Source organism: Burkholderia sp. CCA53 (assembly GCF_001685525.1).
Taxonomy (GTDB): Bacteria; Pseudomonadota; Gammaproteobacteria; order Burkholderiales; family Burkholderiaceae; genus Burkholderia; species Burkholderia multivorans.
Window position 1 is genome coordinate 1,968,929 of record NZ_BDDJ01000001.1, and the last position, 26,584, is coordinate 1,995,512.

21 protein-coding genes are annotated in these 26,584 nt (G+C 68.9%); 16 read left to right on the plus strand and 5 right to left on the minus strand.

All coding sequences use genetic code 11. The features are described 5' to 3' along the window. The first annotated feature begins 6 nt into the window (after positions 1-6). Positions 7-804 carry a taurine ABC transporter ATP-binding protein gene (locus BCR55_RS09170; protein ID WP_065494487.1) on the plus strand — a complete coding sequence of 266 codons (798 nt, stop codon included), beginning with the start codon at positions 7-9 and terminating at the stop codon, positions 802-804. After that, on the plus strand, positions 804-1,772 hold the full coding sequence (locus tag BCR55_RS09175; protein ID WP_065494488.1) for an ABC transporter permease subunit: 969 nt from the start codon (positions 804-806) through the stop codon (positions 1,770-1,772). Before BCR55_RS09170 ends, BCR55_RS09175 begins: the two co-directional genes overlap by 1 nt. A gap of 21 nt (positions 1,773-1,793) precedes the next feature. Here BCR55_RS09175 and ggt read toward each other — a convergent pair whose 3' ends face one another. Beyond that, positions 1,794-3,665, minus strand: a complete 1,872-nt coding sequence (ggt, locus tag BCR55_RS09180) for a gamma-glutamyltransferase (RefSeq protein ID WP_006411005.1) — start codon at positions 3,663-3,665, stop codon at positions 1,794-1,796. A 78-nt stretch (positions 3,666-3,743) separates the two neighbouring features. Continuing rightward, positions 3,744-4,670 carry a LysR family transcriptional regulator gene (locus BCR55_RS09185; RefSeq protein WP_006407059.1) on the minus strand — a complete coding sequence of 309 codons (927 nt, stop codon included), beginning with the start codon at positions 4,668-4,670 and terminating at the stop codon, positions 3,744-3,746. A gap of 242 nt (positions 4,671-4,912) precedes the next feature. Between BCR55_RS09185 and BCR55_RS09190 the strand changes: the two genes are divergently transcribed. The 9 genes from BCR55_RS09190 to BCR55_RS09230 all read left to right on the plus strand — a co-directional run bounded on the left by BCR55_RS09190 (position 4,913) and on the right by BCR55_RS09230 (position 17,898). Further along, entirely contained in the window at positions 4,913-7,045 is a 2,133-nt protein-coding gene (locus BCR55_RS09190) for a 3-hydroxyacyl-CoA dehydrogenase NAD-binding domain-containing protein (protein ID WP_006411006.1), read from the plus strand. Between the two features lie 61 nt (positions 7,046-7,106). Further along, a complete protein-coding gene (locus tag BCR55_RS09195; protein ID WP_065494489.1) occupies positions 7,107-8,309 on the plus strand; it encodes an acyl-CoA dehydrogenase family protein in 1,203 nt (400 codons plus the stop codon). A gap of 15 nt (positions 8,310-8,324) precedes the next feature. Next, a complete protein-coding gene (locus tag BCR55_RS09200; protein WP_006407055.1) occupies positions 8,325-9,461 on the plus strand; it encodes an acyl-CoA dehydrogenase family protein in 1,137 nt (378 codons plus the stop codon). Positions 9,462-9,489: 28 nt separating this feature from the next. Continuing rightward, entirely contained in the window at positions 9,490-10,695 is a 1,206-nt protein-coding gene (locus BCR55_RS09205; protein ID WP_053296801.1) for a CaiB/BaiF CoA-transferase family protein, read from the plus strand. Between the two features lie 87 nt (positions 10,696-10,782). Next, positions 10,783-11,088 carry a DUF485 domain-containing protein gene (locus BCR55_RS09210; protein WP_006398164.1) on the plus strand — a complete coding sequence of 102 codons (306 nt, stop codon included), beginning with the start codon at positions 10,783-10,785 and terminating at the stop codon, positions 11,086-11,088. Between the two features lie 11 nt (positions 11,089-11,099). Further along, on the plus strand, positions 11,100-12,785 hold the full coding sequence (gene actP, locus BCR55_RS09215; protein ID WP_053296796.1) for a cation/acetate symporter ActP: 1,686 nt from the start codon (positions 11,100-11,102) through the stop codon (positions 12,783-12,785). A gap of 368 nt (positions 12,786-13,153) precedes the next feature. Further along, positions 13,154-14,443, plus strand: a complete 1,290-nt coding sequence (locus tag BCR55_RS09220; protein ID WP_006398167.1) for a dicarboxylate/amino acid:cation symporter — start codon at positions 13,154-13,156, stop codon at positions 14,441-14,443. Positions 14,444-14,447: 4 nt separating this feature from the next. Continuing rightward, positions 14,448-16,454, plus strand: a complete 2,007-nt coding sequence (locus BCR55_RS09225; protein ID WP_006411078.1) for an ATP-binding protein — start codon at positions 14,448-14,450, stop codon at positions 16,452-16,454. Between the two features lie 91 nt (positions 16,455-16,545). Next, on the plus strand, positions 16,546-17,898 hold the full coding sequence (locus tag BCR55_RS09230) for a sigma-54 dependent transcriptional regulator (RefSeq protein WP_006407050.1): 1,353 nt from the start codon (positions 16,546-16,548) through the stop codon (positions 17,896-17,898). A 91-nt stretch (positions 17,899-17,989) separates the two neighbouring features. Here the strand turns inward: BCR55_RS09230 and BCR55_RS09235 are convergent, their stop codons facing one another. Further along, complete coding sequence (locus BCR55_RS09235) at positions 17,990-18,529, minus strand: TlpA disulfide reductase family protein (RefSeq protein ID WP_006407049.1); 540 nt, start codon at positions 18,527-18,529, stop codon at positions 17,990-17,992. A 159-nt stretch (positions 18,530-18,688) separates the two neighbouring features. Here BCR55_RS09235 and BCR55_RS09240 point away from each other — a divergent pair, with 159 nt between their 5' ends. Then, the gene (locus BCR55_RS09240) at positions 18,689-19,264 is read left to right on the plus strand and encodes a hypothetical protein (RefSeq protein ID WP_045594276.1); all 576 of its coding nucleotides are present in this window, start codon (positions 18,689-18,691) and stop codon (positions 19,262-19,264) included. A gap of 322 nt (positions 19,265-19,586) precedes the next feature. On the opposite strand, the gene BCR55_RS09245 is transcribed toward BCR55_RS09240, so the two are convergent. Continuing rightward, positions 19,587-21,203, minus strand: a complete 1,617-nt coding sequence (locus BCR55_RS09245; protein WP_053296798.1) for a YifB family Mg chelatase-like AAA ATPase — start codon at positions 21,201-21,203, stop codon at positions 19,587-19,589. Between the two features lie 221 nt (positions 21,204-21,424). Next, entirely contained in the window at positions 21,425-21,676 is a 252-nt protein-coding gene (locus BCR55_RS09250) for an accessory factor UbiK family protein (protein ID WP_006398174.1), read from the minus strand. Positions 21,677-22,029: 353 nt separating this feature from the next. Between BCR55_RS09250 and BCR55_RS09255 the strand changes: the two genes are divergently transcribed. From BCR55_RS09255 to gshB, 4 genes are all read left to right on the plus strand, one after another. Next, on the plus strand, positions 22,030-22,368 hold the full coding sequence (locus BCR55_RS09255; protein ID WP_006398175.1) for a P-II family nitrogen regulator: 339 nt from the start codon (positions 22,030-22,032) through the stop codon (positions 22,366-22,368). Between the two features lie 32 nt (positions 22,369-22,400). Then, positions 22,401-23,903: an ammonium transporter gene (locus BCR55_RS09260; RefSeq protein ID WP_006408625.1), complete on the plus strand. Its 1,503-nt coding sequence runs from the start codon at positions 22,401-22,403 to the stop codon at positions 23,901-23,903. A gap of 241 nt (positions 23,904-24,144) precedes the next feature. After that, positions 24,145-25,434 carry a glutamate--cysteine ligase gene (gene gshA / locus BCR55_RS09265; RefSeq protein WP_006398178.1) on the plus strand — a complete coding sequence of 430 codons (1,290 nt, stop codon included), beginning with the start codon at positions 24,145-24,147 and terminating at the stop codon, positions 25,432-25,434. Positions 25,435-25,461: 27 nt separating this feature from the next. Continuing rightward, positions 25,462-26,418, plus strand: coding sequence for a glutathione synthase (gshB, locus tag BCR55_RS09270; RefSeq protein WP_006407043.1), 957 nt, complete (start codon positions 25,462-25,464; stop codon positions 26,416-26,418). The last annotated feature ends 166 nt before the right edge of the window (positions 26,419-26,584 follow it).

Here is a 26,584-nt window from a genome sequence, read left to right on the forward strand (position 1 = left end):
GACATCATGAGCACACTCGAAGTCCGTCAGCTGTCGGTCGCCTATCCGGGCGAGCGCGGGCGCGCATCGACGCAGGCGCTCGCGCACGTCGACCTGCGCATCGAATCCGGCGAATTCGTCGTCGCGCTCGGGGCGTCCGGTTGCGGAAAGACGACGCTGCTGAACTGCATGGCCGGTTTCGTCGCGCCGACGACGGGCGAGGTGTGCGTCGACGGCGTGCCGATCGAGGGGCCCGGCGCCGATCGCGGCGTCGTGTTCCAGAAATACGCGCTGCTGCCGTGGCTCGACGTGCTCGGCAACGTTGCGCTCGGGCTGCGCTTCGCGCGCGTGTCGAAGACCGAGCGCGAGGCACGTGCGCGCGACATGCTCGCGCTCGTCGGGCTCGAGCACCACGCGCATGCGCGTGTCTACGAACTGTCGGGCGGGATGCAGCAGCGCGTCGGCATCGCGCGTGCGCTCGCGAGCGATCCGCGCGTGCTGCTGATGGACGAGCCGATGGGCGCGCTCGATGCACTGACGCGCGGCACGATGCAGGCGCTCGTGCTCGACGTGTGGGCGCGCACCGGCAAGACGGTGTTCTTCATCACGCACGACGTCGAGGAGGCGCTGTTCCTCGCGACGCGCCTCGTCGTGATGACGCCCGGTCCCGGCCGGATCGCGGAAACCTTCGAGCTGCCGTTCGCGCGCCGCTATGTCGAATCGCGCGATGCGCGCGCGGTGAAGTCGTCGCCGGAATTCATCGCATGGCGTGAGCGCCTGATCGCCTATCTGCATCGCGACGAAACGCTCGGCGAGGTCGCGTGATGGGCGAGCTCGCACGGCACGGCGTGTCTGTCGGGCGTCGCCGGATCAGCACTTTGCACAGGCAGGACAGCATGAGCACACAGGATTCGTGGGCGGCCGATCGAACGGCCGCGCACTTCAAGCAGGATGACGGCGCGGCGCAACGCCACGAGGCATCACGTCGTCCGGCGCGCACATCGCACCGCTACCGGCTGCCGGGGCACGGCAACACGGCTGTACTCAGCGCGGCGACCGTCGCGGCGCTCGCCGTGCTCTGGTGGGTCGCAACGCATCGGCAGTGGCTGCCGCCGTTGTTCCTGCCTGCGCCCGAAGCCGTGTGGACTGCGCTCGTCGACGCATGGCACGGTCGCATCCAGGGCGGGCTGCCGCTGTCGGAGCATCTGCTATGGAGCGCCGCGCGCGTATTCGGGGCGTTCTTGCTCGCGACCGCGATCGGCGTACCGGTCGGCATCCTGATGGGCGTGAGCCGCATCGCGCGCGGCGTGCTCGATCCGCTGCTCGAGTTCTACCGGCCGCTGCCGCCGCTCGCGTATCTGCCGCTCGTCGTGATCTGGTTCGGCATCGACGAGACCGCGAAGCTCGTCGTGATCTTCCTCGCCTGCTTCGCGCCGATCGCGATGGCGGCGCGCGCCGGCGTGCGCGCGGCGACCGTCGAGCAGATCAATGCGGCGTATTCGCTCGGCGGTAGTTTCGCGCAGATCGTGCGCCACGTCGTGCTGCCGGCCGCGCTGCCGGAGATTCTCACGGGGCTGCGGATCGCGATCGGCTTCGGCTGGACGACGCTCGTCGCGGCCGAGATGGTCGCGGCGACGGCCGGGCTCGGGCAGATGGTGTTGAACGCGTCGAGCTTTCTGCGCACCGACATCGTCGTGATGGGCATCCTGATCATCGGCGCGATCGCGTGGCTGTTCGATCTCGCGATGCGCTGGATCGAGCGGCGCGTGGTGCCGTGGAAGGGGCGGGCGTAAGCGTCGCCGCTGCGCGGCCGCTCACTCGCCCATCGCAACGCCTTCCCGCCGCGGATCGGCGCCGCCGAACCACACCGTTTGCCCCTGCACGTTGAGCCGCTGAATGCCCTGCAGCCCCGAGTTCATCTGGACGATCTGCACGTCGTGCCCGCGGCCTTTGAGCCCTTCGACGAGCGCGTCCGACACGCGACCGCGTTCGAGCTGCGTCGGCCCGTTCATCGAGCCGAAATTCGGCAGTGCGATCGCCTGCTGCATCGTCATCCCCCAGTCGAGCACGCCGACCAGCGCCTTCGCGACGTGATTGATGATCGCGGGGCCGCCGGCCGAGCCGACGATCAGCGTCACCTGCTTCGTCTTCTTGTCGAACACGAGTTCGGGCGACATCGCCGAGCGCGGCCGCTTGCCGGGCTGCACGCGATTCGCAACCGGCCGGCCGTTCTCGGTCGACACGAACGAGAAGTCGGTGAGCTGGTTGTTGAGCAGGAAGCCGCGCACCATCAGCCGCGAGCCGAATGCATCTTCGATGCTCGTCGTCATCGATAGCGCGTGACCGTAGCGGTCGACGATCGCGATGTCGGACGTCGACGGCAGTTCCGGGCTGCGGTCGTCGGCCATCGCGAGCGTCGCGCCCTGCGGCGTGCCGGCCTGCGCGACGCCCATGCTGTTGTCGCCGATCAACTGCGCGCGCTGGGCGAGATAGGACTTGTCGATCAGACTCGCCCAGTTGCCGCCCGGCAGCGGCACGAAGTCGGGATCGGCGACATAGCGCGCGCGATCCGCATACGCGAGCCGCCCGGCTTCGCTGAACACGTGCGCGGCGAACGGCGTCGGCTCGTAGCCGACCTCGTTGCGCACCGGCTTCTGCGCGCCGATCTGCTGCCAGTCGGGCATCGCCTCGAGGATGCCGAGCATCTGCGCGATCGCGAGGCCGCCCGACGACGGCGGCGGCATCCCGCAGACGATCGAGCGCCGGTAGTCGGCGCACAGCGGCGCGCGCACCTTCGCCTTGTAGCGCGCGAGATCCTGCATCGACAGCAGCCCGGGATTGGTCGGGTGCTTGCGCACCTTCGCGACGATGTCGCGCGCGATCGCGCCGGTATAGAACGCGTTCGCGCCGCGATCGGCGACCTGCCGCAGCACGACCGCGAGCGCCGGGTTCTTCAGCACGGTGCCGGCCGCCTTCGGCGTGCCGTCCTTGTTGTAGAAGTACGCGCGCGCGGCCGGATCGTTCGCGAGATAGCGATCGTTCGCGATCAGCGTCGCGAGCCGCGGGCTGATCGTGAAGCCATGCTCGGCGAGCCGGATCGCCGGCTGGAACAGCCGCCGCCACGGCAGCTTGCCGTTCGCGCGATGCGCGGCCTCGAGCATGCGCAGCACACCGGGCGTGCCGACCGAGCGCCCGCCGACGACGCCTTCGTAGAAACTCATCGGCTGGCCGGTCGGGCCGTAGAACAGGCGGTCGGTCGCGGCGGCCGGCGCCGTTTCGCGGCCGTCGTACGCCTGCGTCGTCTTGCCGTCGAAGTACAGCATGAACGCGCCGCCGCCGATGCCGGACGACTGCGGCTCGACGAGCGCGAGCACCATCTGCGTCGCGATCGCCGCATCGACCGCAGTGCCGCCGGCCTTCAGCATCTCGTAGCCGGCCTGCGTCGCGAGCGGATTCGCGGCCGCGATCATGTAGCGCTGCGCGGTCCAGCCCGGCTTGTCGGTCCAGCCGGTCGCGAGTTCGGGCGCATGCATGCCGGGCAGCGGCGCGGCGGCGCCGGAGGCCTCAACGGGCACGACCGCGGCGGGCGGCGCGGCGGGCGACGTGCAGGCGGCATTGAACGCGACGAGCGCGATGGCGGCGATCAGCGTCCACGGACGCGAAGACGGACGAAGCCGGTCGAACATGGAACCCTCTGCAGCAATGAAGTCGAAGGAGGCGGCGGGCGCGCTATTGTCGCCGCGCGGCGCGCCGATTGTCATCCGTCAGGAACCCTGACGCAGCGCGTCGGGCCCGCGCCGGCCGGTCTTTCCGGCCTGTTCGAGGATGAACTCTATGAAGGTCGAGGTCGCGCGCGTGTGATGACGGTTCGGCATGTAGAGCATGTACATGTGCGTGCCGAAGATGCTGAGCCGATATGCGTCGAGCGACGTGACGATGGCGCCGCGCCGCATGTCGTCCTGCACGACGTAGTCGGGCACGATGCCGACGCCGATGCCGGCGAGGATCGCCTGCCGCAGGAACAGGAAGTTCTCCGATACCAGCGTCGGCTCGAGCAGCACCTCGTGACGTTCGTCGCCGAGATACGCGGCGATCCGTAACTGCCGGCCCATCACCGTCGCGGTGACGACCGGGCCGGCCGACAACGCGTCGAGGCTCGCCGGCATCCCGTGCTCGGCCGCGAACGCGGCCGACGCGCAGGCGACGTAGCGCACCGCGCCCATGTCGCGCGCGACGAGATTCGGCGGCGGCTCGGGCATCACGCGCACCGCGATGTCGATCTCGTCGCGCATCAGATCCTCGACGCGGTTCTCGAACACGACGTCGAGCACGATGCCCGGATGCAGCCGCTTGAACGCGAGCAGCCAGTCGGCCATCACCATCTGCCCGTAGCCGCTCGGTACCGACAACCGCACGCGGCCCTGCAGGTCCTGCCCGAGCGTCGTCACCGATTCCTGCGCGGCGAGCAGTTCGTTGCGGATGCGCCGGCCGTGCTCGTACAGCTTCAGCCCGATCTCGGTCGGCTCGATGCGTCGCGTCGTGCGCCGTACGAGCTGCTGACCGATCGAGCGCTCGAGCTGGTTCAGCCGATAGCTGACGTTCGCGCGGCTCATCTTCAGCCGCTGCGCGGCCTTGCTCAGATTGCCGGCGTCGAGGATCTCGACGAGCAGCGTCAGCGCGTTCAGGTCCATCCGGGCGTCTCCGTACCGGCTCGCACACGGGCCGGCAAACGTTCAATGTCAAGTCGGACTTGACAGCTTGTAAAAGCTCGCTGGAATTGTCAATGAATCTCGATCAATCGAGAATCGAGTCATGCCCCCGGCATGCCGCCGGATCTGTCCCGCCATCGCGTGATGCGCGGGATCGGAGCGGGCGTCCCGGCCCGGCCGCGCGCCGGCCGCCGCGACGCCGGCCGCCGCCTCAAGGAGACACGATGAACTCGCCCGCTTTTTCCGCCCCGTCCAACGGCACCGTCACGCGCGAACGGCGCGACAAGGTGCTCGTCGTCACGATCGATCATCCGCCCGTCAACGCGCTGTCGGCCGACGTGCGCCGCGGCCTCGCGGACGCGCTCGACGCCGCGCAGGCCGACGACGCGATCCGCGCCGTGCTGATCGTCGGCGCCGGCCGCAACTTCATCGCCGGCGCGGACATCCGCGAATTCGGCAAGCCGCCGGTGCCGCCGTCGCTGCCCGACGTGTGCGCACGCATCGAGTCGAGCGCGAAGCCCGTCGTCGTCGCGCTGCACGGCGCGACGCTCGGCGGCGGCCTCGAAGTCGCGCTCGCCGCGCATTACCGGCTCGCGGTGCCCGGCGCGAAGCTCGGGCTGCCCGAAGTCACGCTCGGGCTGCTGCCGGGCGCCGGCGGCACGCAGCGCACGCCGCGGCTGATCGGCGCGAAGGCGGCGCTCGACCTGATGCTGACAGGCCGCCACGCGAGCGCTGAGGAAGCGCTCGCGCTCGGCCTCGTCGATCGCCTCGCGCACAGCGACGACACGCTTGCCGAAGGGCTTGCCTACGCGCAGGAGCTGGTGTCGCTCGGCGCGCCGGCCCGGCGTACGCGCGACGCGCAGGCGCTGGCGGATCGCGCGGCCGCGCAGGCCGCGATCGACGCCGCTCGTGCCGAGCTGCCGAAGAAGTCGCGCGGGCTGTTCTCGCCGGCGAAGATCGTCGACGCGGTCGAAGCCGCGCTGGCGCAGCCGTTCGACGCGGGAATGAAACTCGAGCGCAGCCTGTTCCTGCAATGCATCGACAGCCCGCAGCGCGCGGGCCTCGTACACGCGTTCTTCGCCGAACGCGAAGCCGCGAAGGTGCCGGAGGCGCGCCGCGGCACCGCGCGGCCGATCGAGCGGATCGGCGTGGTCGGCGGCGGTACGATGGGGGCGGGGATCGCGATCGCGGCGCTCGACGCCGGGCTGCCGGTCACGATGATCGAGCGCGACGAAGCCGCGCTCGCACGCGGCCGCGCGCATGTCGAGAAGGTCTACGACGCGCTCGTCGCGAAAGGGCGGATGACGCCCGCCGCGCAGGCCGCACGCATCGCGCGGCTGAAGGGCAGCACGTCGTACGACGCGCTTGCGCAGGTCGACGTCGTGATCGAAGCCGTGTTCGAGGACATGGCCGTGAAGCAGGCCGTGTTCGCGGAACTCGCACGCGTGTGCAAGCCGGGCGCGGTGCTCGCGACCAACACGTCGTATCTCGACATCGACGCGCTCGCGGCCAGCATCGATCGCCCCGCCGACGTGATCGGCCTGCATTTCTTCTCGCCGGCCAACGTGATGAAGCTGCTCGAAATCGTCGTGCCGGCCCGCGCGAGCGCGGACGTCGTCGCGACCGCGTTCGCGCTCGCGCGCCAGCTGAAGAAGATGCCGGTGCGCGCGGGCGTCTGCGACGGCTTCATCGGCAACCGGATTCTCGCCGTGTATCGGACGGCGGCCGACTACCTGATGGAAGACGGCGCGTCGCCGTACCAGATCGATCGCGCGGTGCGCGAATTCGGCTTTCCGATGGGGCCGTTCCAGGTCGTCGACCTGGCCGGCGGCGACATCGGCTGGGCGACGCGCAAGCGCCGCGCGGCGACGCGCGACCCGCGCGCACGCTACGTCGAGATTTCAGACCGGCTCTGCGAGCGCGGCTGGTTCGGCCAGAAGACCGGCCGAGGCTACTACCTGTATCCGGACGGCGCACGCGTCGGCACGCCGGACCCGGAAGTCGAAGCGATCGTCGAGCAGGAGCGCGCGAAGAAGGGCATCGTGCCGCGCGCGTTCACCGACGACGAGATTCTGCGCCGCTATCTCGCCGCGATGATCAACGAAGGCGCGAACGTCGTGCACGAGAAGATCGCGCTGCGGCCGCTCGACGTCGACGCGGTATTCCTGCACGGCTACGGCTTTCCGCGCTATCGCGGCGGCCCGATGCACTACGCGGACACGGTGGGTCTCGCGAACGTGCTCGCCGACATCCGCGCGTTCGCCGAAGAAGATCCGCTGTTCTGGAAGCCGTCGCCGCTGCTCGTCGAGCTCGTCGAGCGCGGCGCCAATTTCGCGAGCCTGAACCGCATCGACTGAATGCTTTCGCACGCGTCCGTACCCGGACGCGCACACCCCTTGGATTGGACACGGATTCACGATGGACCTCAATTTCACGCCTGAAGAGGAAGCGTTTCGCGCGGACGTGCAGCGCTTCCTGCGAACCGCGCTGCCCGAGCGCACCGCGCACAAGGTGAAGCACGGCCTGCCGCTGACGCGCGACGACCTGCAGGAATGGCACGCGATCCTGAACGCGCGCGGCTGGCTCGCGAGCCACTGGCCGCGCGAATACGGCGGCCCCGGCTGGAGCGTCGCGCAGAAGTTCCTGTTCGACAACGAATGCGCGCTGGCCGGCGCGCCGCGCATCGTGCCGTTCGGCGTCAACATGCTCGGGCCCGTGCTGATCAAGTACGGCAGCGAAGCGCAGAAGCGCCACTGGTTGCCGCGCATCCTCGACGGTACCGACTGGTGGTGCCAGGGCTATTCGGAGCCCGGCGCGGGATCGGATCTCGCGTCGGTGAAGACGAGCGCCGTTCGCGTCGGCGATCACTACGTCGTGAACGGGCAGAAGACGTGGACCACGCTCGGCCACTACGCGAACATGATCTTCTGCCTCGTGCGTACGGCGACCGACGTGCGCAAGCAGGAAGGCATCAGCTTCCTGCTGATCGACATGAACACGCCGGGCGTCGAGGTGCGGCCGATCATCACGCTCGACGGCGAGCACGAAGTGAACGAGGTGTTCTTCACCGACGTGCGCGTGCCGGTCGAGAACCTCGTCGGCGAGGAGAACCACGGCTGGACCTACGCGAAATACCTGCTCACCTACGAGCGCACCAACATCGCGGGCGTCGGCTTTTCGACGGCCGCGCTCGACCGGCTGCGCGCGGTTGCCGCGAAAGTCGAGAAGAACGGCCGGCCGCTCGCCGACGATCCGTTCTTCGCGGCGCGCATCGCGCGCGTCGAGATCGAGCTCGAGAACATGCGCACGACGAATCTGCGCGTGCTGGCCGCGGTCGCCGGCGGCGGCGCGCCGGGCGCGGAAAGCTCGATGCTGAAGATCCGCGGCACGCAGATCCGCCAGGAAATCACGTCGCTGATGCGCCGCGCGATGGGGCCGTACGCGCAGCCGTTCGTCGACGACGCGCTCGACGCGGACGCCGGCGACGGCGCCGAGCCGATCGGCCCGGACGGTGCCGCGCGCGCCGCGCAGCAGTACTTCAACAACCGCAAGCTGTCGATCTTCGGCGGCTCGAACGAGATCCAGAAGAACATCATCGCGAAGATGATGCTCGGGCTGTAACGAGGGAACGCGACGATGGATTTCCAGCACACAGAAGACCGCCGGATGCTGGCGGACACGTTGAACCGCTTCATCGCCGAGCAGTATCCGTTCGCGGTGCGCGACCGCATCGCGCAGTCGGCCGACGGTTTCGACCGCACGATGTGGCGGCGCTTTGCCGAACTCGGTGCGGTCGGCGCGCTGTTTCCCGAAGCCGACGGCGGGTTCGGCGGCGCGGGCTTCGATATCGCGGTGGTATTCGAATGCCTCGGACGCGGGCTTGTCGTCGAGCCGTTTCTCGGCACGCTGCTCGCGGGGCGCGCACTGTCGCTCGCGGGCGGCGACGCGCATCGCACGATGCTGGCCGCGCTGATCGACGGCAGCGCGAGCGCCGCGTTCGCGCACGACGAGCCGGGCTCGCACTACGAACTGACGACGGTGCGCACGCGCGCCGAGCGCACGAGCGACGGCTGGGTATTGACGGGTGCAAAGGGCGTCGTCGACCAGGCCGCGCAGGCGGCGTTCTTCGTCGTCAGCGCGCGCGTCGCGGGCCGCGACGACGACGCGGCCGGCATCGGCCTGTTCGTCGTGCCGGCAAACGCGGCGGGCGTGTCGCTGCGCGACTATCGCAAGATCGACGGCGGCCGCGCGGCCGAGGTGCGCTTCGAGCGCGTCGTATTGCCGGCCGATGCGGCACTTGGCGAGCACGACGGCGAGCAGGGCGCGGCGCTGCTCGAGCGCGTGCTCGGGTACGGGCTGCTCGCGCTGTCCGCGGAAGCGCTCGGCGCGATGGACGTCGCGAAGGCGCACACGCTCGAGTATCTGCGCACGCGCAAGCAGTTCGGCATGCCGATCGGCAGCTTCCAGGCGCTGCAGCACCGGATGGCGGACCTGCTGCTCGAAGTCGAGCAGGCGCGCTCGGCCGTGATCAACGCGGCCGCGCAGCTCGACGCGCCGCGCGACCTGCGGGAGCGCGCGCTCGCCGCCGCGAAATACACGATCGGCCGGATCGGCACGCTCGTCGCGGAGGAGAGCATCCAGCTGCACGGCGGAATCGGGATGACGTGGGAGCTGCCGCTGTCGCACTACGCGAAGCGGCTCGTGATGATCGATCACCAGCTCGGCGACGAGGATCATCATCTCGCGCGCTATATCGCGCTGTCGAAACGATAACGCGCGATCGCAAATGGAGGAGACGAACATGACGAACGAACCGCGTGCGCTGCCGCTCGCCGGCGTCAAGGTGCTCGACGTGTCGCGCGTGCTCGCGGGCCCGTGGTGCGCGATGGTGCTCGCCGATTTCGGCGCGGAAGTCGTGAAGGTCGAGCATCCCGCGCGCGGCGACGATACGCGCGACTGGGGCATCCGGATCGGCGACACCGAAACCACGTACTTCAACAGCGTGAACCGCAGCAAGCGCTCGCTCTGCATCGACCTGCAGACGGAAGCGGGGCAGCGGATCGCGCAGGACCTCGCCGCGCAGGCCGACGTGCTGATTCACAACTTCAAGCTCGGCGGCGCGGAAAAGCTCGGGCTCGGCTATGACACGCTCGCCGAACGCAATCCGCGTCTCGTGCATTGCGCGATTTCGGGCTACGACCGCTCGGGGCCGGAAGCCGCTCGCCCCGGCTACGACCTGGTCGTGCAGGGCGAGGCGGGGCTGATGGCGCTGAACGGCGAAGCGGGCCAGCCGCCGCTGAAGTTCGGCGTCGCGGCAGTCGACCTGTTCACCGGCATGTATTCGGCGCAGGCGATTCTTGCCGCGCTGTACGAGCGTCACGCGACCGGGCGCGGCCGGCGCATCGAGATGGCGCTGTTCGACTGCGGGCTGATGATCACGGCGTACTACGGGCTCGACGCGCTGCTGATGGAGAAGGACCCGCCGCGTTACGGCAACGCGCATCCGTCGATCGTGCCGTACGGCGTGTTCGATGCGGCCGACGGCCCGCTCGTGATCACGGTCGGCAACAACACGCAGTTCGCGCGCTTTTGCGACGTGCTCGAACGGCCCGATCTCGCGGCCGATCCGCGCTATCGCACCAATCTCGGCCGCTCGGAGAATCGCGCGGACCTGCTGCCGGAACTGCGCCGCGAGCTGGCACGCCGGCCGCGCGCGGCGCTGCTCACCGCGCTCGCCGACGCCGGGATCCCCTGCGGAGAGGTGCTCGGGCTGCACGAGGCGCTCACGTCCGAGCGTGCGACGCGCGCGGGGCTCGTCACGCGGCAGCCGCATCCGGTCGCGGGCGGCGTGCACGTGCTCGCGCCGCCGTACCGCTTCGACGGCGCGCGATTGCCGGTGCGCGGTGCGCCGCCGGTGCTCGGCGCCGATACCGATGCGGTGCTCGGCAGCTGGCTCGGGCTGTCCGCCGACGACGTCGCGCGGTTGCGCGCGGACCGCGTCGTGTAACCGATCATGCCGCCGCGGCGCGGGCGGCTCGGTTCACGCGCCGGTCATCGACAAGACAGCGTCGCGAGACGACGCACAGGAGACACCATGGAGCTTTCCGTCATCGAATCGGTCACGGCGCGCCGTGACTATCAGCAGCTCGTGCGCGCGCGGCGCCGCTTCAGCTTCGCGCTGACGGCGCTGATGATCGCCACCTACTACGGTTTCATCCTGCTCGTCGCGCTCGCGCCGCAAGTGCTCGCCGCGCCGCTGTACCGCGGCGCGACGACGACGGTCGGCATTGCCGCCGGCGTCGCGATCATCGCGATCGCCGTCGCGCTGACCGCGTGCTACGTGCTGCGTGCGAACCGCGCGTTCGACCGCCGCGTCGACGCGCTGCTCGGCCGTTCGTGAGGGAGGCTGCGATGCGACGCTCATCGATCGCGCTCGGCGCGCTGTCCGTCTTCGTTTCGTCTGCCGCGCATGCGGTATCGGTCGCCGGCCCGATGCCGGACAAGGTCGAGCTGAACCCGGTCGCGATCGCGATGTTCTTCGCGTTCGTGTTCGCGACGCTCGCGCTCACGCGCTGGGCCGCGCGCCGCACACGCTCGACACGCGACTTCTACACGGCCGGCGGCGGCATCACGGGGCTGCAGAACGGCCTCGCGATCGCGGGCGACTACATGTCGGCCGCCTCGTTCCTCGGGTTGTCCGGCATGGTGTTCATGTTCGGCTTCGACGGGCTCATCTACTCGATCGGCTTTCTCGTCGGCTGGCCGTTCGTGATGTTCCTGATCGCCGAGCCGCTGCGCAATCTCGGCAAGTTCACGTTCGTCGACGTCGTCGCGTACCGCTTCGCGCAGCGCCCGATCCGGCTGCTGACGTCGGCGAACGCGCTGACGATCGTCGTGCTGTATCTGGTCGTGCAGATGGTCGGTGCGGGCAAGCTGATCCAGCTGCTGTTCGGGCTGTCGTACGGCAGCGCGGAGCTGATCGTCGGCGTGCTGATGGTCGTCTACGTGTTCTTCGGCGGAATGACCGCGACGACCTGGGTGCAGGTCATCAAGGCCGTGCTGCTGCTGGCCGGCGCGTCGCTGCTCGCGTGGCTCGCGCTTGCCGAATTCGGCTTCAGCGTCGACGAGATGTTCCGCCGCGCCGTGGCCGTGCATCCGGGCGCGCTCTCGATCATGGGGCCCGGCAAGCTGATCCGCGATCCGGCCAACGCGCTCTCGCTCGGCATCGCGCTGATGTTCGGCACGGCCGGCTTCCCGCATATCCTGATGCGCTTCTTCACGGTGCCGAACGCGAAAGAGGCGCGCAAGTCGGTGCTGTACGCGACCGGCTTCATCGGCTATTTCTACCTGCTGACCTTTGTGATCGGTTTCTCGGCGATCGTGCTGCTCGCGCAGCATCCCGAGTTCTTCCGCGTCGCCGCGAACGGCACGTTCAACCTCACGCACGACCTGCTCGGCGGCTCCAACATGGTGGCGGTGAAGCTTGCGCAGGCGGTGGGCGGCAACGTCTTCTACGGCTTCATCGCGGCCGTCACGTTCGCGACGATCCTCGCCGTCGTCGCGGGGCTCACGCTCGCCGGCGCGACGACGATCTCGCACGACCTGTACGCGCAGATGTGGGCGCGCGGCAAGCCCGACGAGCGGCTCGAGATGCGCATCTCGCGCGCGGCGACGATCGTGCTGTCGGCGCTCGCGATCGGGCTGTCGATTCTGTTCGAGCATGTCAACGTCGCGTTCATGGTCGGGCTCGTCGCGGCGGTCGCGGCGAGCGCGAATTTCCCGGTGCTCGCGATGTCGATCTTCTGGCGCGGAATGACGACGCGCGGCGCGGTGCTCGGCGGCGGCCTCGGCCTCGTGTCGGCCGTCGTGCTGACCGTGCTGTCGAAGTCGGTGTGGGTCGACGTGCTGCACCATGCGCACGCGCCGGTGTTCCTCGACAACCCGGCGCTCGTGTCGGTGCCGCTCGCGTTCGTGGCGATCGTCGTCGGCTCGCTCGCGGATCGCAGCGAGCGTGCGCGGCGCGAGCGCGAGGCGTTCACGCAGCAGGAGTTCTACGCGCAGACGGGCGTGCTGGCGGGCCCGGCCGTGCGCCATTGATTCGTCCGATGAATCGCCGCATCCGTCCGGATCGCCGGACGGATGCTTTCCGGATTTCCGGAATCCCGGATTCCGCGCGCCGCGCGCGGAGCGGGAAACTCAACGAAAACAACGGCTTGCAGGCTTGCGAAAGCCTGGCATCGACCTTGCAATAAAAAACGCACGGCCTTCCCCGGGCCCGACGATTAAACCAAGGAGACAATCGATGACCGACGCCTTCCTCCCCCTCCGGATGTCCTGAGGCATCGCTTGTTGCGGCATGGCAGCCGCGCGGGCGCGTGCCGCGGCGGGCATTGCCCTCCGTCCTCGTCCCTTGCCGCGCGCGTGACGCCGTGTCCCCCGGCTCATCTACTTCAGCAGGAACCATCGTGAAGAAGAAACCCTTCTACAAAGTGCTTTATGTGCAGGTGATCTTCGCCATCGTCGTCGGCGTGATCCTCGGTCACTACTATCCGTCGCTCGCCACCGAGATGAAACCGCTCGGCGACGGGTTCATCAAGCTGATCAAGATGGTGATCGGTCCGATCATCTTCTGTACGGTCGTCACCGGCATCGCCGGCATGGAGGACATGAAGAAGGTCGGCCGCGTCGGCGGCAAGGCGCTGCTGTACTTCGAGATCGTGTCGACGTTCGCGCTGGTGCTCGGTCTCGCGGCGACGCACATCCTGCGTCCGGGCGTCGGCTTCAACATCGATCCGGCGACGCTCGACGGCAAGGCCGTCGCGTCGTACGCGGCGAAGGCGCACGGCCAGTCGACGGTCGACTTCCTGATGCACATCATCCCGAACACGATGGTCGACGCGTTCGCGCAGGGCGAGATCCTGCAGATCCTGCTGATCGCGCTGCTGTTCGGCAGCGTGCTCGCGCACCTCGGCGAGCGCGGCAAGGTCGTCACGGACTTCATCGACGGCCTCACGCGCGTGCTGTTCGGCATCGTGCACATCGTCACGAAGCTCGCGCCGATCGGCGCGTTCGGCGCGATGGCGTTTACGATCGGCAAGTACGGCGTCGGCTCGCTGGTGCCGCTGCTGAAGCTGATCGGCACGTTCTACCTGACCTCGGTCGTGTTCGTGCTCGTCGTGCTCGGCGCGATCGCGCGCTTCACCGGCTTCTCGATCATCCGCTTCGTGTCCTACATCAAGGAAGAGCTGCTGATCGTGCTCGGCACGAGCTCGTCGGAAGCCGCGCTGCCGCAGCTGATGGAGAAGCTCGAGAAGGCCGGCTGCTCGCGCTCGGTCGTCGGCCTCGTCGTGCCGACCGGCTATTCGTTCAACCTCGACGGCACCAACATCTACATGACGATGGCCGTGCTGTTCATCGCGCAGGCCACCAACATCGAGCTGACCTGGATGCAGCAGCTCACGCTGCTTGCGGTCGCGATGCTGACCTCGAAGGGTGCGAGCGGCGTCACCGGCGCGGGCTTCATCACGCTCGCCGCGACGCTTGCCGTCGTGCCGACGATCCCGCTGTCGGGCATGGTGCTGATCCTCGGCATCGACCGCTTCATGAGCGAATGCCGCGCGCTGACGAACATCGTCGGCAACGGCGTCGCGACCGTCGTCGTGTCGGCATGGGAAAAGGAACTCGATCGTGCGAAGCTGCGCCAGGCGCTGAAGGGCGGCGGCGAAGTCGCGGCGACCGAGACGGCCGGCGTCTGATGCGATGAACGGGCAGGCGGCCGCGCCGTCCGCGCGCGCCGCGCCGCGCGGCGGCGATCGCGATCGGGACGCGTATGACACAATAGGCGATCCGCATCGCCAGGAAGTCTCGACCGTGAAGCGCCGCCTGCTCGTCCTCGCCGTGCTCGCCGCGATGCTCGCGGCAGCCTGCGCGCTGACGTGGACCGTCACGTGGCGGCGCGGCATCGCCGAGCTGCAGCGCAACGCGGCCGTGCGCGTCGACCGCACGACCAACGCACTGAAGAGCACGCTCGATCGCTACGAATCGCTGCCGTATCTGCTCGGCAGCCATCCGTACGTGCAGGAGCTGCTCGCCGCACCGAAGCGCGCCGATTACGTCGCGCGCACGAACCGCTACCTCGAAGACCTCAACGAACACGCGCATGCGACCGTCACCTACGTGATCGGCACGGACGGCCTCTGCGTCGCCGCGAGCAACTGGCGCGCGCCCGACAGCTTCGTCGGAATCGAATACCGCTTCCGTCCGTATTTCATCGACGCGATGCACGGCCGGGTCGGCCGCTTCTTCGGCATCGGCACGATCTCGCGCGACCCCGGCTACTACATCTCGCAGCCTGTCTGGCGCGACGGCGGGATCGCGGGCGTCGTCGTCGTGAAGCTCAATCTCGAATGGTTTCAGGGCGCCGACGCGTCCGAGCCGCTCGTCGTCGCGGACGAGCACGGCGTCGTGTTCCTGTCGTCGGTGCCTGCCTGGAAATACCACACGCTGAAGCCGCTGACGGAGCCCGTCGCCGCGTCGATCTTCGAGACGCGCCAGTACGCGCAGCAGCCCGTCACGCCGTTGCCGATGCGCGTCGAGCAGGTGCTCGGCGGCGATGCGGAGATCGTGCGCGTCGGTTCGGGCCGCCGTGCGCCGCGCTTTCTCGCGACGCGGCGCCGCATCGGCGAGCCCGACTGGCAGCTCGTCACGCTCGCGCCGATCGCGCCTGTCGACGCGGACGCGCGCAACGCGACGATCGTGACGGGCTTCGGCTTCGTGTCGGTCGCGCTGCTCGCGTTCTACTGGCGCATGCGCCGCGCGCGCGTGCGCGAGATGATCCGCAGCCGCGCGCTGCTGCAGCAGGCGTACGCGGAACTGAACCGGCGCGTCGAGGAACGCACGGCCGACCTGTCGGAGGCGAACGAGCAGCTGCAGAAGGAAGTCGGCGACCGGATCCGCGCGGAGCAGGAGCTGCGCGCCGCGCACGACGAACTGATCCAGGCGAGCAAGCTCGCGGCGCTCGGTCAGATGGCGGCCGGCATCACGCACGAGCTGAACCAGCCGCTCGCCGCGCTGCGCAGCTTCTCCGACAACACACGTGTGCTGCTCGACCGCGGCGAACAGGCGGCGGCGCGCGAGAACCTCGAGGCGATCGCCGCGCTGACCGAGCGCATGGGCAAGATCACAAACCAGCTGAAGCTGTTCGTCGGGCGCGCGCGTCCGCGCAACGAGCGCGCGCTCGTCGTGCGCGCACTGCGCGGCGTGCTCGCCCTGCTTGGCGAACGGCTGCGCGGCGTCGCGCTGACGCTCACGCTGCAGGACGCGACGGTCTCGCCCGCGCGCGACGCGCCGCTCGACATCGCGCACGACCATCCGGAACTCGTCGCGCGCTGCGAGGACCTGCGCCTCGAGCAGGTGCTGATCAACCTGCTCGGCAACGCGCTCGATGCGGTCGCCGCGGTCGCGGCGCCGGCGATCGAAGTAACGGTCGCGGTGTCGAGTGCGACCGTCGCGATCGAGGTGCGCGACAACGGCCCCGGCATCCCGCCCGAGCTGCTGCCGCGCCTGTTCGAGCCGTTTTTCACGACGAAGGAGATGGGCAGCGGCCTCGGCCTCGGCCTCGCGATCTCGTCGTCGATCGCGAGCGACGCGGGCGGCTCGCTGACCGCGCGCAATGCGCCCTCGGGCGGCGCGCTGTTCGTCTTGACGCTGCGGCGCGCGCACACGCATCATCCGGACTCCGTGTCCGAGCCGGCCGGCCTGCAGTGAGCGCACGCGCGACGCGCACGGCCGGCGCCCGGCGGCATCAACGACGCCGTGCGCGCGACGGCGCGTGCTGCGCGAGGAGTGAGTGAGTACGATGGCCAACCGGCTGCAAGTGATCTACATCGAAGACGACGCGCTCGTTCGCCGGGCGAGCGTGCAGAGCCTGCAACTCGCGGGCTTCGACGTCGCCGGCTTCGAATCGGCCGAGGCGGCCGACAAGGCGATCGTCGCCGACAACGCCGGCGTGATCGTCAGCGACATCCGGCTGCCCGGCGCGAGTGGGCTCGACCTGCTCGCGCAATGCCGCGCGCGCGTGCCCGACGTGCCGGTGATTCTCGTCACCGGTCACGGCGACATCTCGATGGCCGTGCAGGCGATGCGCGACGGCGCATACGACTTCATCGAGAAGCCGTTCGCGGCCGAGCGGCTGATCGAGACCGTGCGGCGCGCGCTCGAGCGGCGCGAGCTCGTGCTCGAGAATCACGCGCTGCGGCGCGAGCTGGCCGGCCAGAACGTCGTCGCGCCGCGCATCATCGGCCGCAGTCCGGCGATCGAGCAGGTGCGCAAGCTGATCGCCAACATCGCGCCGACCGACGCGTCGGTGCTGATCAACGGCGACACGGGCGCCGGCAAGGAGCTGATCGCACGCAGCCTGCACGAGCTGTCGCCGCGCCGCGACAAGCCGTTCATCGCGGTGAACTGCGGCGCGCTGCCCGAGCCGATGTTCGAGTCCGAGATGTTCGGCTACGAGCCCGGCGCGTTCACCGGCGCCGCGAAGCGCCGCATCGGCAAGCTCGAATACGCGTCCGGCGGCACGTTGTTTCTCGACGAAATCGAAAGCATGCCGCTCGCGCTGCAGGTGAAGCTGCTGCGCGTGCTGCAGGACGGCGTGCTCGAGCGGCTCGGCTCGAACCAGCCGATCCGCGTGAACTGCCGCGTCGTCGCGGCGGCGAAGGGCGACATGAGCGAGCTTGTCGCGGCCGGCACGTTCCGCCGCGACCTGCTGTATCGGCTGAACGTCGTGACGATCGCGCTGCCGCCGCTCGCCGAGCGCCGCGAGGACATCGTGCCGCTGTTCGAGCACTTCATGCTCGATGCGGCCGTGCGCTACGGCCGGCCCGCGCCGGTGCTGAGCGACCGGCAGCGCGCGAGCCTGATGCAGCGCGACTGGCCCGGCAACGTGCGCGAGCTGCGCAACGCGGCCGACCGCTTCGTGCTGGGCGTCGCGGAGATGCCGGCCGAGGCCGACGTGGCCGGCGATGCGGCGAGCGAGCAGACGCTGAAGGAGCGCGTCGAGCAATTCGAGCGTGCGGTGATCGCCGAGGCGCTGAACCAGACGGGCGGCGCCGTCGCGGCGACTGCCGACCGGCTGCACGTCGGCAAGGCGACGCTGTACGAGAAGATGAAGCGCTACGGGCTGTCCGCGAAAGGCGAATCGGAGCGCTGAAATGAAAACGGACCGCGGAACCGGCTGTGCCGGCGATGCGATCCGTGTGCGGCGCGGCGCGCGGCGAGGGTGCCGCGTCGGGCGGCGGCGCTTATGCCGCGTTGCCGTCGAGCGCCTTCTTCAGCAGCGCGTCGAGCTCCGCGAATTGCGGCGCGCCGACGTAGCGCTTCAGGATCTTGCCGTCCTTGTCGACGACGAACGTGGTCGGCGTGAGCTGCACGTTGCCGAACTGCTTGGCGACGCTGCCGTCGTCGAGCGCGACCTTGAACGGCAGCTGGCGCGTCTGCGCGTAGTTCGCGACGTACATCGGCGGATCGTAGTTCATCGCGACCGCGACGAATTCGAGCCCCTGTCCCTTGAAGCGGTTATAGGTCTCGACCATCTGCGGCATTTCCTGCATGCACGTCGCGCAGCTCGTCGCCCAGAAGTTGACCAGATAGACCTTGCCCTTCAGGTCGCCGGCCGTCGAAATCTTCTGGCCGGAGAGCAGCGTGAACGTCGCATCCGGCACGCTCGACTTGCCGTTGAACGCGAAAAAGCCCGCGACGGCGATCGCCGCGACGACGACGGCGGCGACGATGTAGCGGGCGGGGCCGGCGCGGCGGCGCGGCGCGGAAGGCGTGGTATTCATCTGCGGGCTCTCGGAGTCGGTCGGTCGCACCCGGCGGTGCGGGACGTCGAAATTCGGCGCTCATTTTAGCGCGAATGCGGGGCATGCATCGCCGGCCGCCGCGCATCCCGACCTTGCCGTTGGACGGATAATGGCGGTTTTACCGTGCCAACGTCCGCGATGCCGAAGCCTCTTGCCGACTCGTTTCGTCACCTTTTTCGCCCGCTGCGACACTTCGCCGCGCTGCTGTGCGCCAGCGCCGCGCTGGCCGCCTGTTCGCCGTCGTACGACTGGCGCACGCTGCACAACGATGCGGGCTACACGATCGATCTGCCTGCGAAGCCGACCGTCGACGAGCACGCGGTGGCCGTGGGCGGCACGCCGATGCCGATGCGGATGCAGGCCGCGCACGTCGACGGTGCGGTCTTCGCGGTCGGCACGCTGACGTTGCCGGACGACCGCGACGCTACGCGCCGCGCGGCGCTCGAGTTCCTGCGCGCCGGCCTGTCGCGCAATCTGGCCGGCGCGCCGCAGACTGCCGCGGTGCCGGTGCCGCTTGCGGCCGGCGGCGCGGTGAACGGCCTCGAGCTGCGCGTCGCGGGCACGGCGGCCGGCGGCGACGACACGGCGCGCAAGACGATCGTCGCGCGGCTCGTCGCGCGCGGGCGCCATGCATATCAGGCCGTCGTGATCGCCGACCGCCCGCTGCAGCAGGAGCAGCTCGACCAGTTTTTCGGGTCGTTCAAGCTCGACTGACGCAGCCGGCGAGGGCGCTTCAGACTGCCCTCGCCAACTGAAAGTTCATTCGCAGCTTTCTACGCTAATTGCCGGATTTTGCGGGGCTTTTTCGGCTATCCACAGCGGATGTGGATAACTTTGTTGAAAAGTTCGCCCGATTGCCCGCTCAGCCGCGCCGGACGGCCTTCCGGCCGATTTTGGTGCACGCCGGCGTTTTCGGAAAATTCAATAAAAACAATGACATACGAATCCGACGTCGCGCGCCTGCGCACGCAGCCTCGATCGGGGCTGGATGCGTGGAATTGTGCATAAGTCAAGTCTTGACACGCGGATTTTGTCCTCAGAGGGCGGCGAGCGCGCGCCGATAGCGGATCGCTTCCGCGATGTGGGAGGCGGTCGGCAGCGGCTCGCCGGCCAGATCGGCGATCGTGCGTGCGACCTTCAGCACGCGGTAGTAGGCGCGCGCCGACCATCCGAAGCGCTCGCCGGCCTCGCGCAACAGCCGCTCGCCTTCGTCCGTCGGCCGGCACAGGTCGTCGGTTTCGCGCCCGCTCAGCATGTGGTTCGTCTTGCCCTGCCGCGCGAGTTGCAGCGCGCGCGCCTGCGCGACGCGCGCGGCCACCGCGGCGCTCGGCTCGCCCGGCGTCGACGCGCGTGCGGCGAGTTCGGCCGGCGAGAGCGCCGGCAGGTCGATCTGGATGTCGATCCGGTCGAGCAGCGGCCCGGACAGCTTGCGCAGATAGCGTGCGGCGACGTCCGGCGAGCAGCGGCAGCGGCCGGACGGATCGCCGAGCCAGCCGCACGGGCACGGATTCATCGCGGCGATCAGCTGGCATGCGGCCGGGAAGTCCGCCTGCTGCGCGGCGCGCGAAATCGTGATGCGGCCCGCTTCGAGCGGCTCGCGCAGCATTTCGAGCACGTGGCGATCGAATTCGGGCAGTTCGTCGAGAAACAGCACACCGAGGTGCGCGAGCGTGATTTCGCCCGGCTGCGGCGGATTGCGTCCGCCGACCAGCGCGGCGGCGCTCGACGAATGGTGCGGCGACCGAAACGGCCGGCGGCGCCATTGCGCGGGCGAGAAGCCGATGCGGCTCGCCGACAGCAGCGCGGCCGAGGTCAGCGCCTCGTCGTCGGTGAGCGGCGGCAGCAGCCCCGGCAGCCGCGCGGCCAGCATCGACTTGCCGGCGCCCGGCGGGCCGACCATCAGCATGTGGTGCCCGCCCGCGGCCGCGACTTCGAGCGCGCGCCGCGCGGCGCGCTGACCGACGACGTCCGCGAGATCGGGCGCCGCGGGTGCCGGCAGGCCATCGAGGCACGGCGCATCGACGGGCGACAGCCGGCTGTCCGGCGCACCGGCAAGGTGCGCGCAGAGCGCCGGCAGGTCCGGCGCGCCGAACACGGTCACGCCGGGCACGAGCGCCGCCTCGGCCGCACTGGCAAGCGGCAGGTACAGCTCCGGCGTGCGCGATGCACCGGCCGCTGCGTACGCTGCGCGCGGCGCGGCGCCGCCGCCGGCCTGCGTGTCGTGAGCGATGTCGCCGTCCGCGCTGCCTGACTGCGCGTCGCGCGCGAGGCCGCACGCCATCGCGAATGCGCCGCGCATCGGCCGCAGCGCGCCGGTCAGCGACAGCTCGCCGGCGAATTCGCGGCCCGCCAGCGCATCGACGGGAATCTGCCCGTTGGCCGCGAGGATGCCGAGCGCGATCGGCAGATCGAAGCGGCCCGACTCTTTCGGCAGGTCGGCCGGCGCGAGATTGACGGTGATGCGTCGGACGGGGAATTCGAATCCGCAGTTCTGCAGCGCGGCGCGCACGCGCTCGCGGCTTTCACGGACTTCGAGATCGGGCAGGCCGACGATCGAGAACGACGGCAACCCGTTGGCGAGATGGACTTCGACGGTGACGTCCGGCGCACGGCCGGCCGCCGGCGCACGGCTGCGCACCACGGCGAGCGACATGGCGAGGCTCCTGTAAACGGTCGGGCGACGGCCGTACGGGGCCGCATGCCGCGGGAAACGGAACGATCGGAGCGCGCTTGCCGGCGTGGCGCGGGGAACAACGATATAAAAGCGGTGAAGACGGAACGACGGACTGCGACGAACGACGCGACGGCTTCGGGGCGGCGGGCGCGAGCCGCAGCGTGCGGCCCGCGCCCGGACCTGTCGGTCGGGGTGGGGTGTCAGGCCTGGGACGCGGCGAGCTTCTGCTCGAGTTCCGCGACGCGCTTTTCGAGCTCCTCGAGACGCACGCGGGTGCGGGCGAGCACCTGGGCCTGCGTGTCGAATTCTTCGCGCGTGACGAGATCGAGCTTCGAGAAGCCTTGCGACAGCATGGCCTTCACGTTGCGCTCGACGTCCTTGGCCGGCGAGTTTTTCAGCAGGTCGCTGACGCGCGACTGCAGATCGTTGAAAACGTCGCTGGGTTGCTTCATGTGATTCCCCTTCCTTGCACAAAAAATGTGCATCTTCAGTTGCGTACGTGCCCATGATGCACGCATGACCGGAATTGGTGCGCCGGTGGCGCGGATTCCGGGCATGGCGCCCGCATGGGTGAAAGCTCCGGCGAGCCGGAACGTGCCTGCACTCTAGCAACGATCCTTTCACGGCGCCAGCAAAGCCGGCCGATGTTGGCCGTTCGGCCGGGCTTTGCGCACCTTTCGCCGTCCGATACGACCCTCGTTTGAAACCGCCTGCGACGGCGTTCGCGTGCACATGGCATGCGAGTTGCTGAGGAGAACGCGCCAAGCATCCAAATCATTCGACGGGAAACCAGCGAGAGGACTTCATGAAACTCATTACCGCAATCATCAAGCCGTTCAAGCTCGATGAGACGCGCGAGGCGCTGTCGGCCCTCGGCGTCTCGGGCATCACGGTGACCGAGGTCAAGGGGTTCGGGCGCCAGAAGGGGCACACCGAGCTGTATCGCGGCGCCGAATACGTGGTCGATTTTCTGCCGAAGATGAAGATCGAGGCGGCCGTGTCCGACGATCTGGTCGACCAGGCCGTCGAGGCGATCGAGCGCGCGGCGCGCACCGGCAAGATCGGCGACGGGAAGATCTTCGTCACGCCGATCGAGCAGGTGATCCGGATTCGGACCGGGGAGACGGGCGCCGACGCGCTGTAACAAACAAGACGAGCGACAAGAGGAAACCTAAGATGCGCAAAGTTCTGATGTCCCTGCTGATGGCCGGTTCGCTGATCGCGGCCGGTGTCGGCCCCGCGCTCGCGGACGACGCGGCGTCCGCTGCGGCTGCGTCCGCGCCCGCCGCTTCGGCGCCCGACGCGTCGGCTGCCGCCGCACCCGCGGCCACGGCCTCCGCCGCGCCCGACGCGTCCGCCGCCGCAGCCGCGCCGGCTTCGGCCGCCGCTTCGGCTCCGGCCGATGCATCGGCCGCCGCCGCTCCCGCGGCGCCGAGCGCGCCGTTCTCGGTCGATTCGTCGAAGATCAGCGCGGGCGACACCGCGTGGATGCTGACCTCCACCGCACTCGTGCTGTTCATGACGATTCCCGGCCTCGCGCTGTTCTACGCGGGCATGGTGCGCAAGAAAAACGTGCTGGCGACCGTGATGCAGAGCTTCGCGATCACCGCGCTGATCACGGTGCTGTGGACCGTGATCGGCTACAGCCTCGCGTTCACGCCGGGCAACGGCTTCATCGGCGGCCTGTCGCGCGTGTTCCTGCACGGCATGAACTACATCAAGGGCGACAAGGCGACGACGCTGACCGTCAGCCACCTCGCGACGACGATTCCGGAATCGGTCTACTTCGTCTACCAGATGACCTTCGCGATCATCACGCCGGCGCTGATCTGCGGCGCGTTCGCCGACCGCATGAAGTTCTCGGCGATGCTCGTGTTCATGACGCTCTGGTCGCTGATCGTCTATGTGCCGATCGCGCACATGGTGTGGGAGCCGACCGGCTGGCTGTCGGCGGACGGCGTGCTCGACTTCGCGGGCGGCACCGTGGTGCACATCAACGCCGGTATCGCGGGCCTGATGTCGTGCCTCGTGCTCGGCAAGCGCGTCGGCTACGGCCGCGAATCGATGGCGCCGCACAACCTGGTGCTGACGATGATCGGCGGCTCGATGCTGTGGGTCGGCTGGTTCGGCTTCAACGCGGGCTCGGCGGTTGCCGCCGACGGCCGTGCCGGCTTCGCGATGCTGACGACGCAGGTCGCAACGGCTTGCGCGGCGCTCGGCTGGATGTTTGCCGAATGGATCGCGAAGGGTAAGCCTTCGGTGCTCGGCATCGTGTCGGGCGCGGTCGCGGGGCTCGTCGCGATCACGCCGGCCGCCGGCTTCGTCGGCGTCGCGGGTGCACTCGTGATCGGCATCGCCGCGGGCGTCGTCTGCTTCTGGTCGGCGACCTGGCTGAAGTCGAAGCTCGGCTACGACGATTCGCTCGACGCGTTCGGCGTGCACGGCGTGGGCGGGATTCTCGGCGCACTGCTGACGGGCGTGTTCGCGGTCAAGGACATCGGCGGCTTCGACGGCAGCCTGCTGCTGCAGGCGAAGGGCGTGCTGATCACGCTCGTCTACAGCGGCGTGCTGAGCTTCGTGCTGCTGAAGCTGATCGACCTGACGATCGGCCTGCGCGTGACCGAAGAGGAAGAGCGCGAAGGCCTCGACGTGATCCTGCACGGCGAACACGTCGAATAAGCGCTCCCAATCCGGCGGGGCGCCGCGACGGCGGCCCGCCGCACACGATGAGCGCAGCGACTTCGGCCCGCCTTCCGGCGGGCCTTTTTTCTCCCCACGGTCGAGAACGGGACCGATAACCCTTCACACTATCGGGTCAATAGCGACAAACTTTCTCCAAATCCTTGTGAAAGCGGGCGCAATCCCCAAATGGGCAAGGCAATTGCTCTACAATCTTCATTCTCCCGCTCGCGAGTGATTCATGGTTCCCCACCTCGTTACCGCGTTGAACGGTCCGCTGCTCGAGCTCGAGCAGAAGATCCTCGACGCGACGCCTGCGATCGAACGCTGGTTCAGGCTCGAATGGCAGGAACATACGCCGCCGTTCTATTGTTCGGTGGACCTGCGCAACGCCGGCTTCAAGCTGGCGCCCGTCGACGCGAACCTGTTCCCCGGCGCGTTCAACAATCTGCCGTCCGAAGTGCTGCCGCTTGCCGTGCAGGCGGCGATGGCCGCGATCGAGAAGATCTGCCCGGACGCGAAAAACCTGCTCGTGATTCCCGAGTTGCCGACGCGAAACGCCTTCTATCTGGAAAACGTCGCGCGGCTCGCCACCATCATGCGCCAGGCCGGCCTGAACGTGCGTTTCGGCTCGCTCGATCCGAGCATCACCGACATCACGCCGATCACGCTCGCCGACGGCCAGAAGATCGTGCTCGAACCGCTCGAGCGTTCGCAGCGCCGCCTCGGCCTGAAGAACTTCGATCCGTGCTCGATCCTGCTGAACAACGACCTGTCGGCCGGCATTCCGTCGGTGCTCGAAAACCTGCACGAGCAGTATCTGCTGCCGCCGCTGCATGCGGGCTGGGCCGTGCGCCGCAAGTCGACGCACTTCTCGTGCTACGACGACGTCGCGAAGAAGTTCGCGAAGATGGTCGGCGTCGATCCGTGGATGGTGAATCCGTATTTCGCGCACGTCGAAGGCGTCGACTGGCAGGCGCATGAAGGCGAGCAGGCGCTCGCCGACGCGATCGACGGCGTGCTGAAGAAGATCGCGCGCAAGTATCGCGAATACGGCATCAGCGAAAAGCCGTACGTCGTCGTGAAGGCCGATGCGGGCACTGCCGGGCGCGGCGTGATGACCGTGCACGATGCGGCCGAGATCGGCCGGATGTCGAAGGCCGAGCGCGCGCAGATGGCCGAGTCGAAGGCCGGCCTTGCCGTGCGCGACGTGATCGTGCAGGAAGGCGTGTATACGTTCGAGCGCGTCGGCGACGAAGTCGCGGAGCCGGTCGTCTACATGATCGACCGCTACGTCGTCGGCGGCTTCTATCGCACGCACGGCGGCCGCGAGCGCGACCAGAACCTGAACGCACCGGGCATGCACTACGTGCCGCTCGGCTTCGAGCACACCGCGCTGCCCGATGCCGGGGCGAAGCCCGGCGCCGCGCCGCCGAATCGCTTCTACATGTACGGCGTCGTCGCGCGCCTGTCGCTGATCGCATCGTCGATCGAACTCGAAAAGACCGATCCCGAAGCCATTCAGGTGTAACCGGGCTTCGCTACGTACAGGACCCGCATGGACATTCTCTTTATCGCCGACCCGCTCGAGCGCTTCAAGATCTACAAGGATTCGACCTACGCGATGATGGCCGAGGCCGCGCGCCGCGGCCATGCGATCTACGCGTGCGAGCCGCGCGAGCTCGCCTGGACGGGCTCGGCGGTCGAGGCCGACGTGCGGCGCATCACGTTCGTCGGCGAACTGGACGATCTGCATCGCGAGACCTGGTACGAGGCGGGGCCCGTCGACGCGCGGCGCCTCGAGTCGTTCGGCGCGGTCCTGATGCGCAAGGATCCGCCGTTCGACATGGAATACGTGACGTCGACGTGGCTGCTCGAACTGGCCGAGCGCGCGGGCGCGCGCGTGTTCAACCGCGCGCAGTCGATCCGCGACCATTCGGAAAAGCTCGCGATCGGCGAGTTCCCGCAGTTCGTCGCGCCGACGCTCGTCACGCGCGACGCGAAACGGCTGCGCGCATTCCATGCGGAGCACGGCGACGTGATCCTGAAGCCGCTCGACGGGATGGGCGGCATGGGCGTGTTCCGCGTGAAGCCGGACGGCATGAACCTCGGTTCGATCATCGAGATGCTGAGCCACGACGGCACGCGCTCGGTAATGGCGCAGAAGTTCATTCCCGAGATCAAGGCCGGCGACAAGCGCATTCTGCTGATCGGCGGCGAGCCGGTGCCGTATTCGCTGGCGCGGATTCCGCAGGGCAGCGAGGTGCGCGGCAATCTCGCGGCCGGCGGCCTTGGCGTCGCGCAGCCGCTGACGCCGCGCGACCGCGAGATCGCCGAGACGCTGGGCCCGGTGCTCGCCTCGCGCGGGCTGCTGCTGGTCGGCCTCGACGCGATCGGCGACTGGCTCACGGAGGTGAACGTGACGAGCCCGACATGCTTTCGCGAAATCATGGAGCAGACGGGCTTCGACGTCGCCGCGATGTTCATCGACGCGCTGGAGCGGGCGGCCGCATAGGCGCCCGCCGCGTCACACCGGCGGCGGCCGCGCAGGCCCGCCGCCGCCGGATCGGCATGACCGGCCTGCTACAATGCCCGCTCGTCCGGCGCCGCGATCGGCGCGCCGAAGGCCCGGCGGTCGGGCCGACACTGTTGCAAGGCTGAACATGAAACGATCCCCTCAT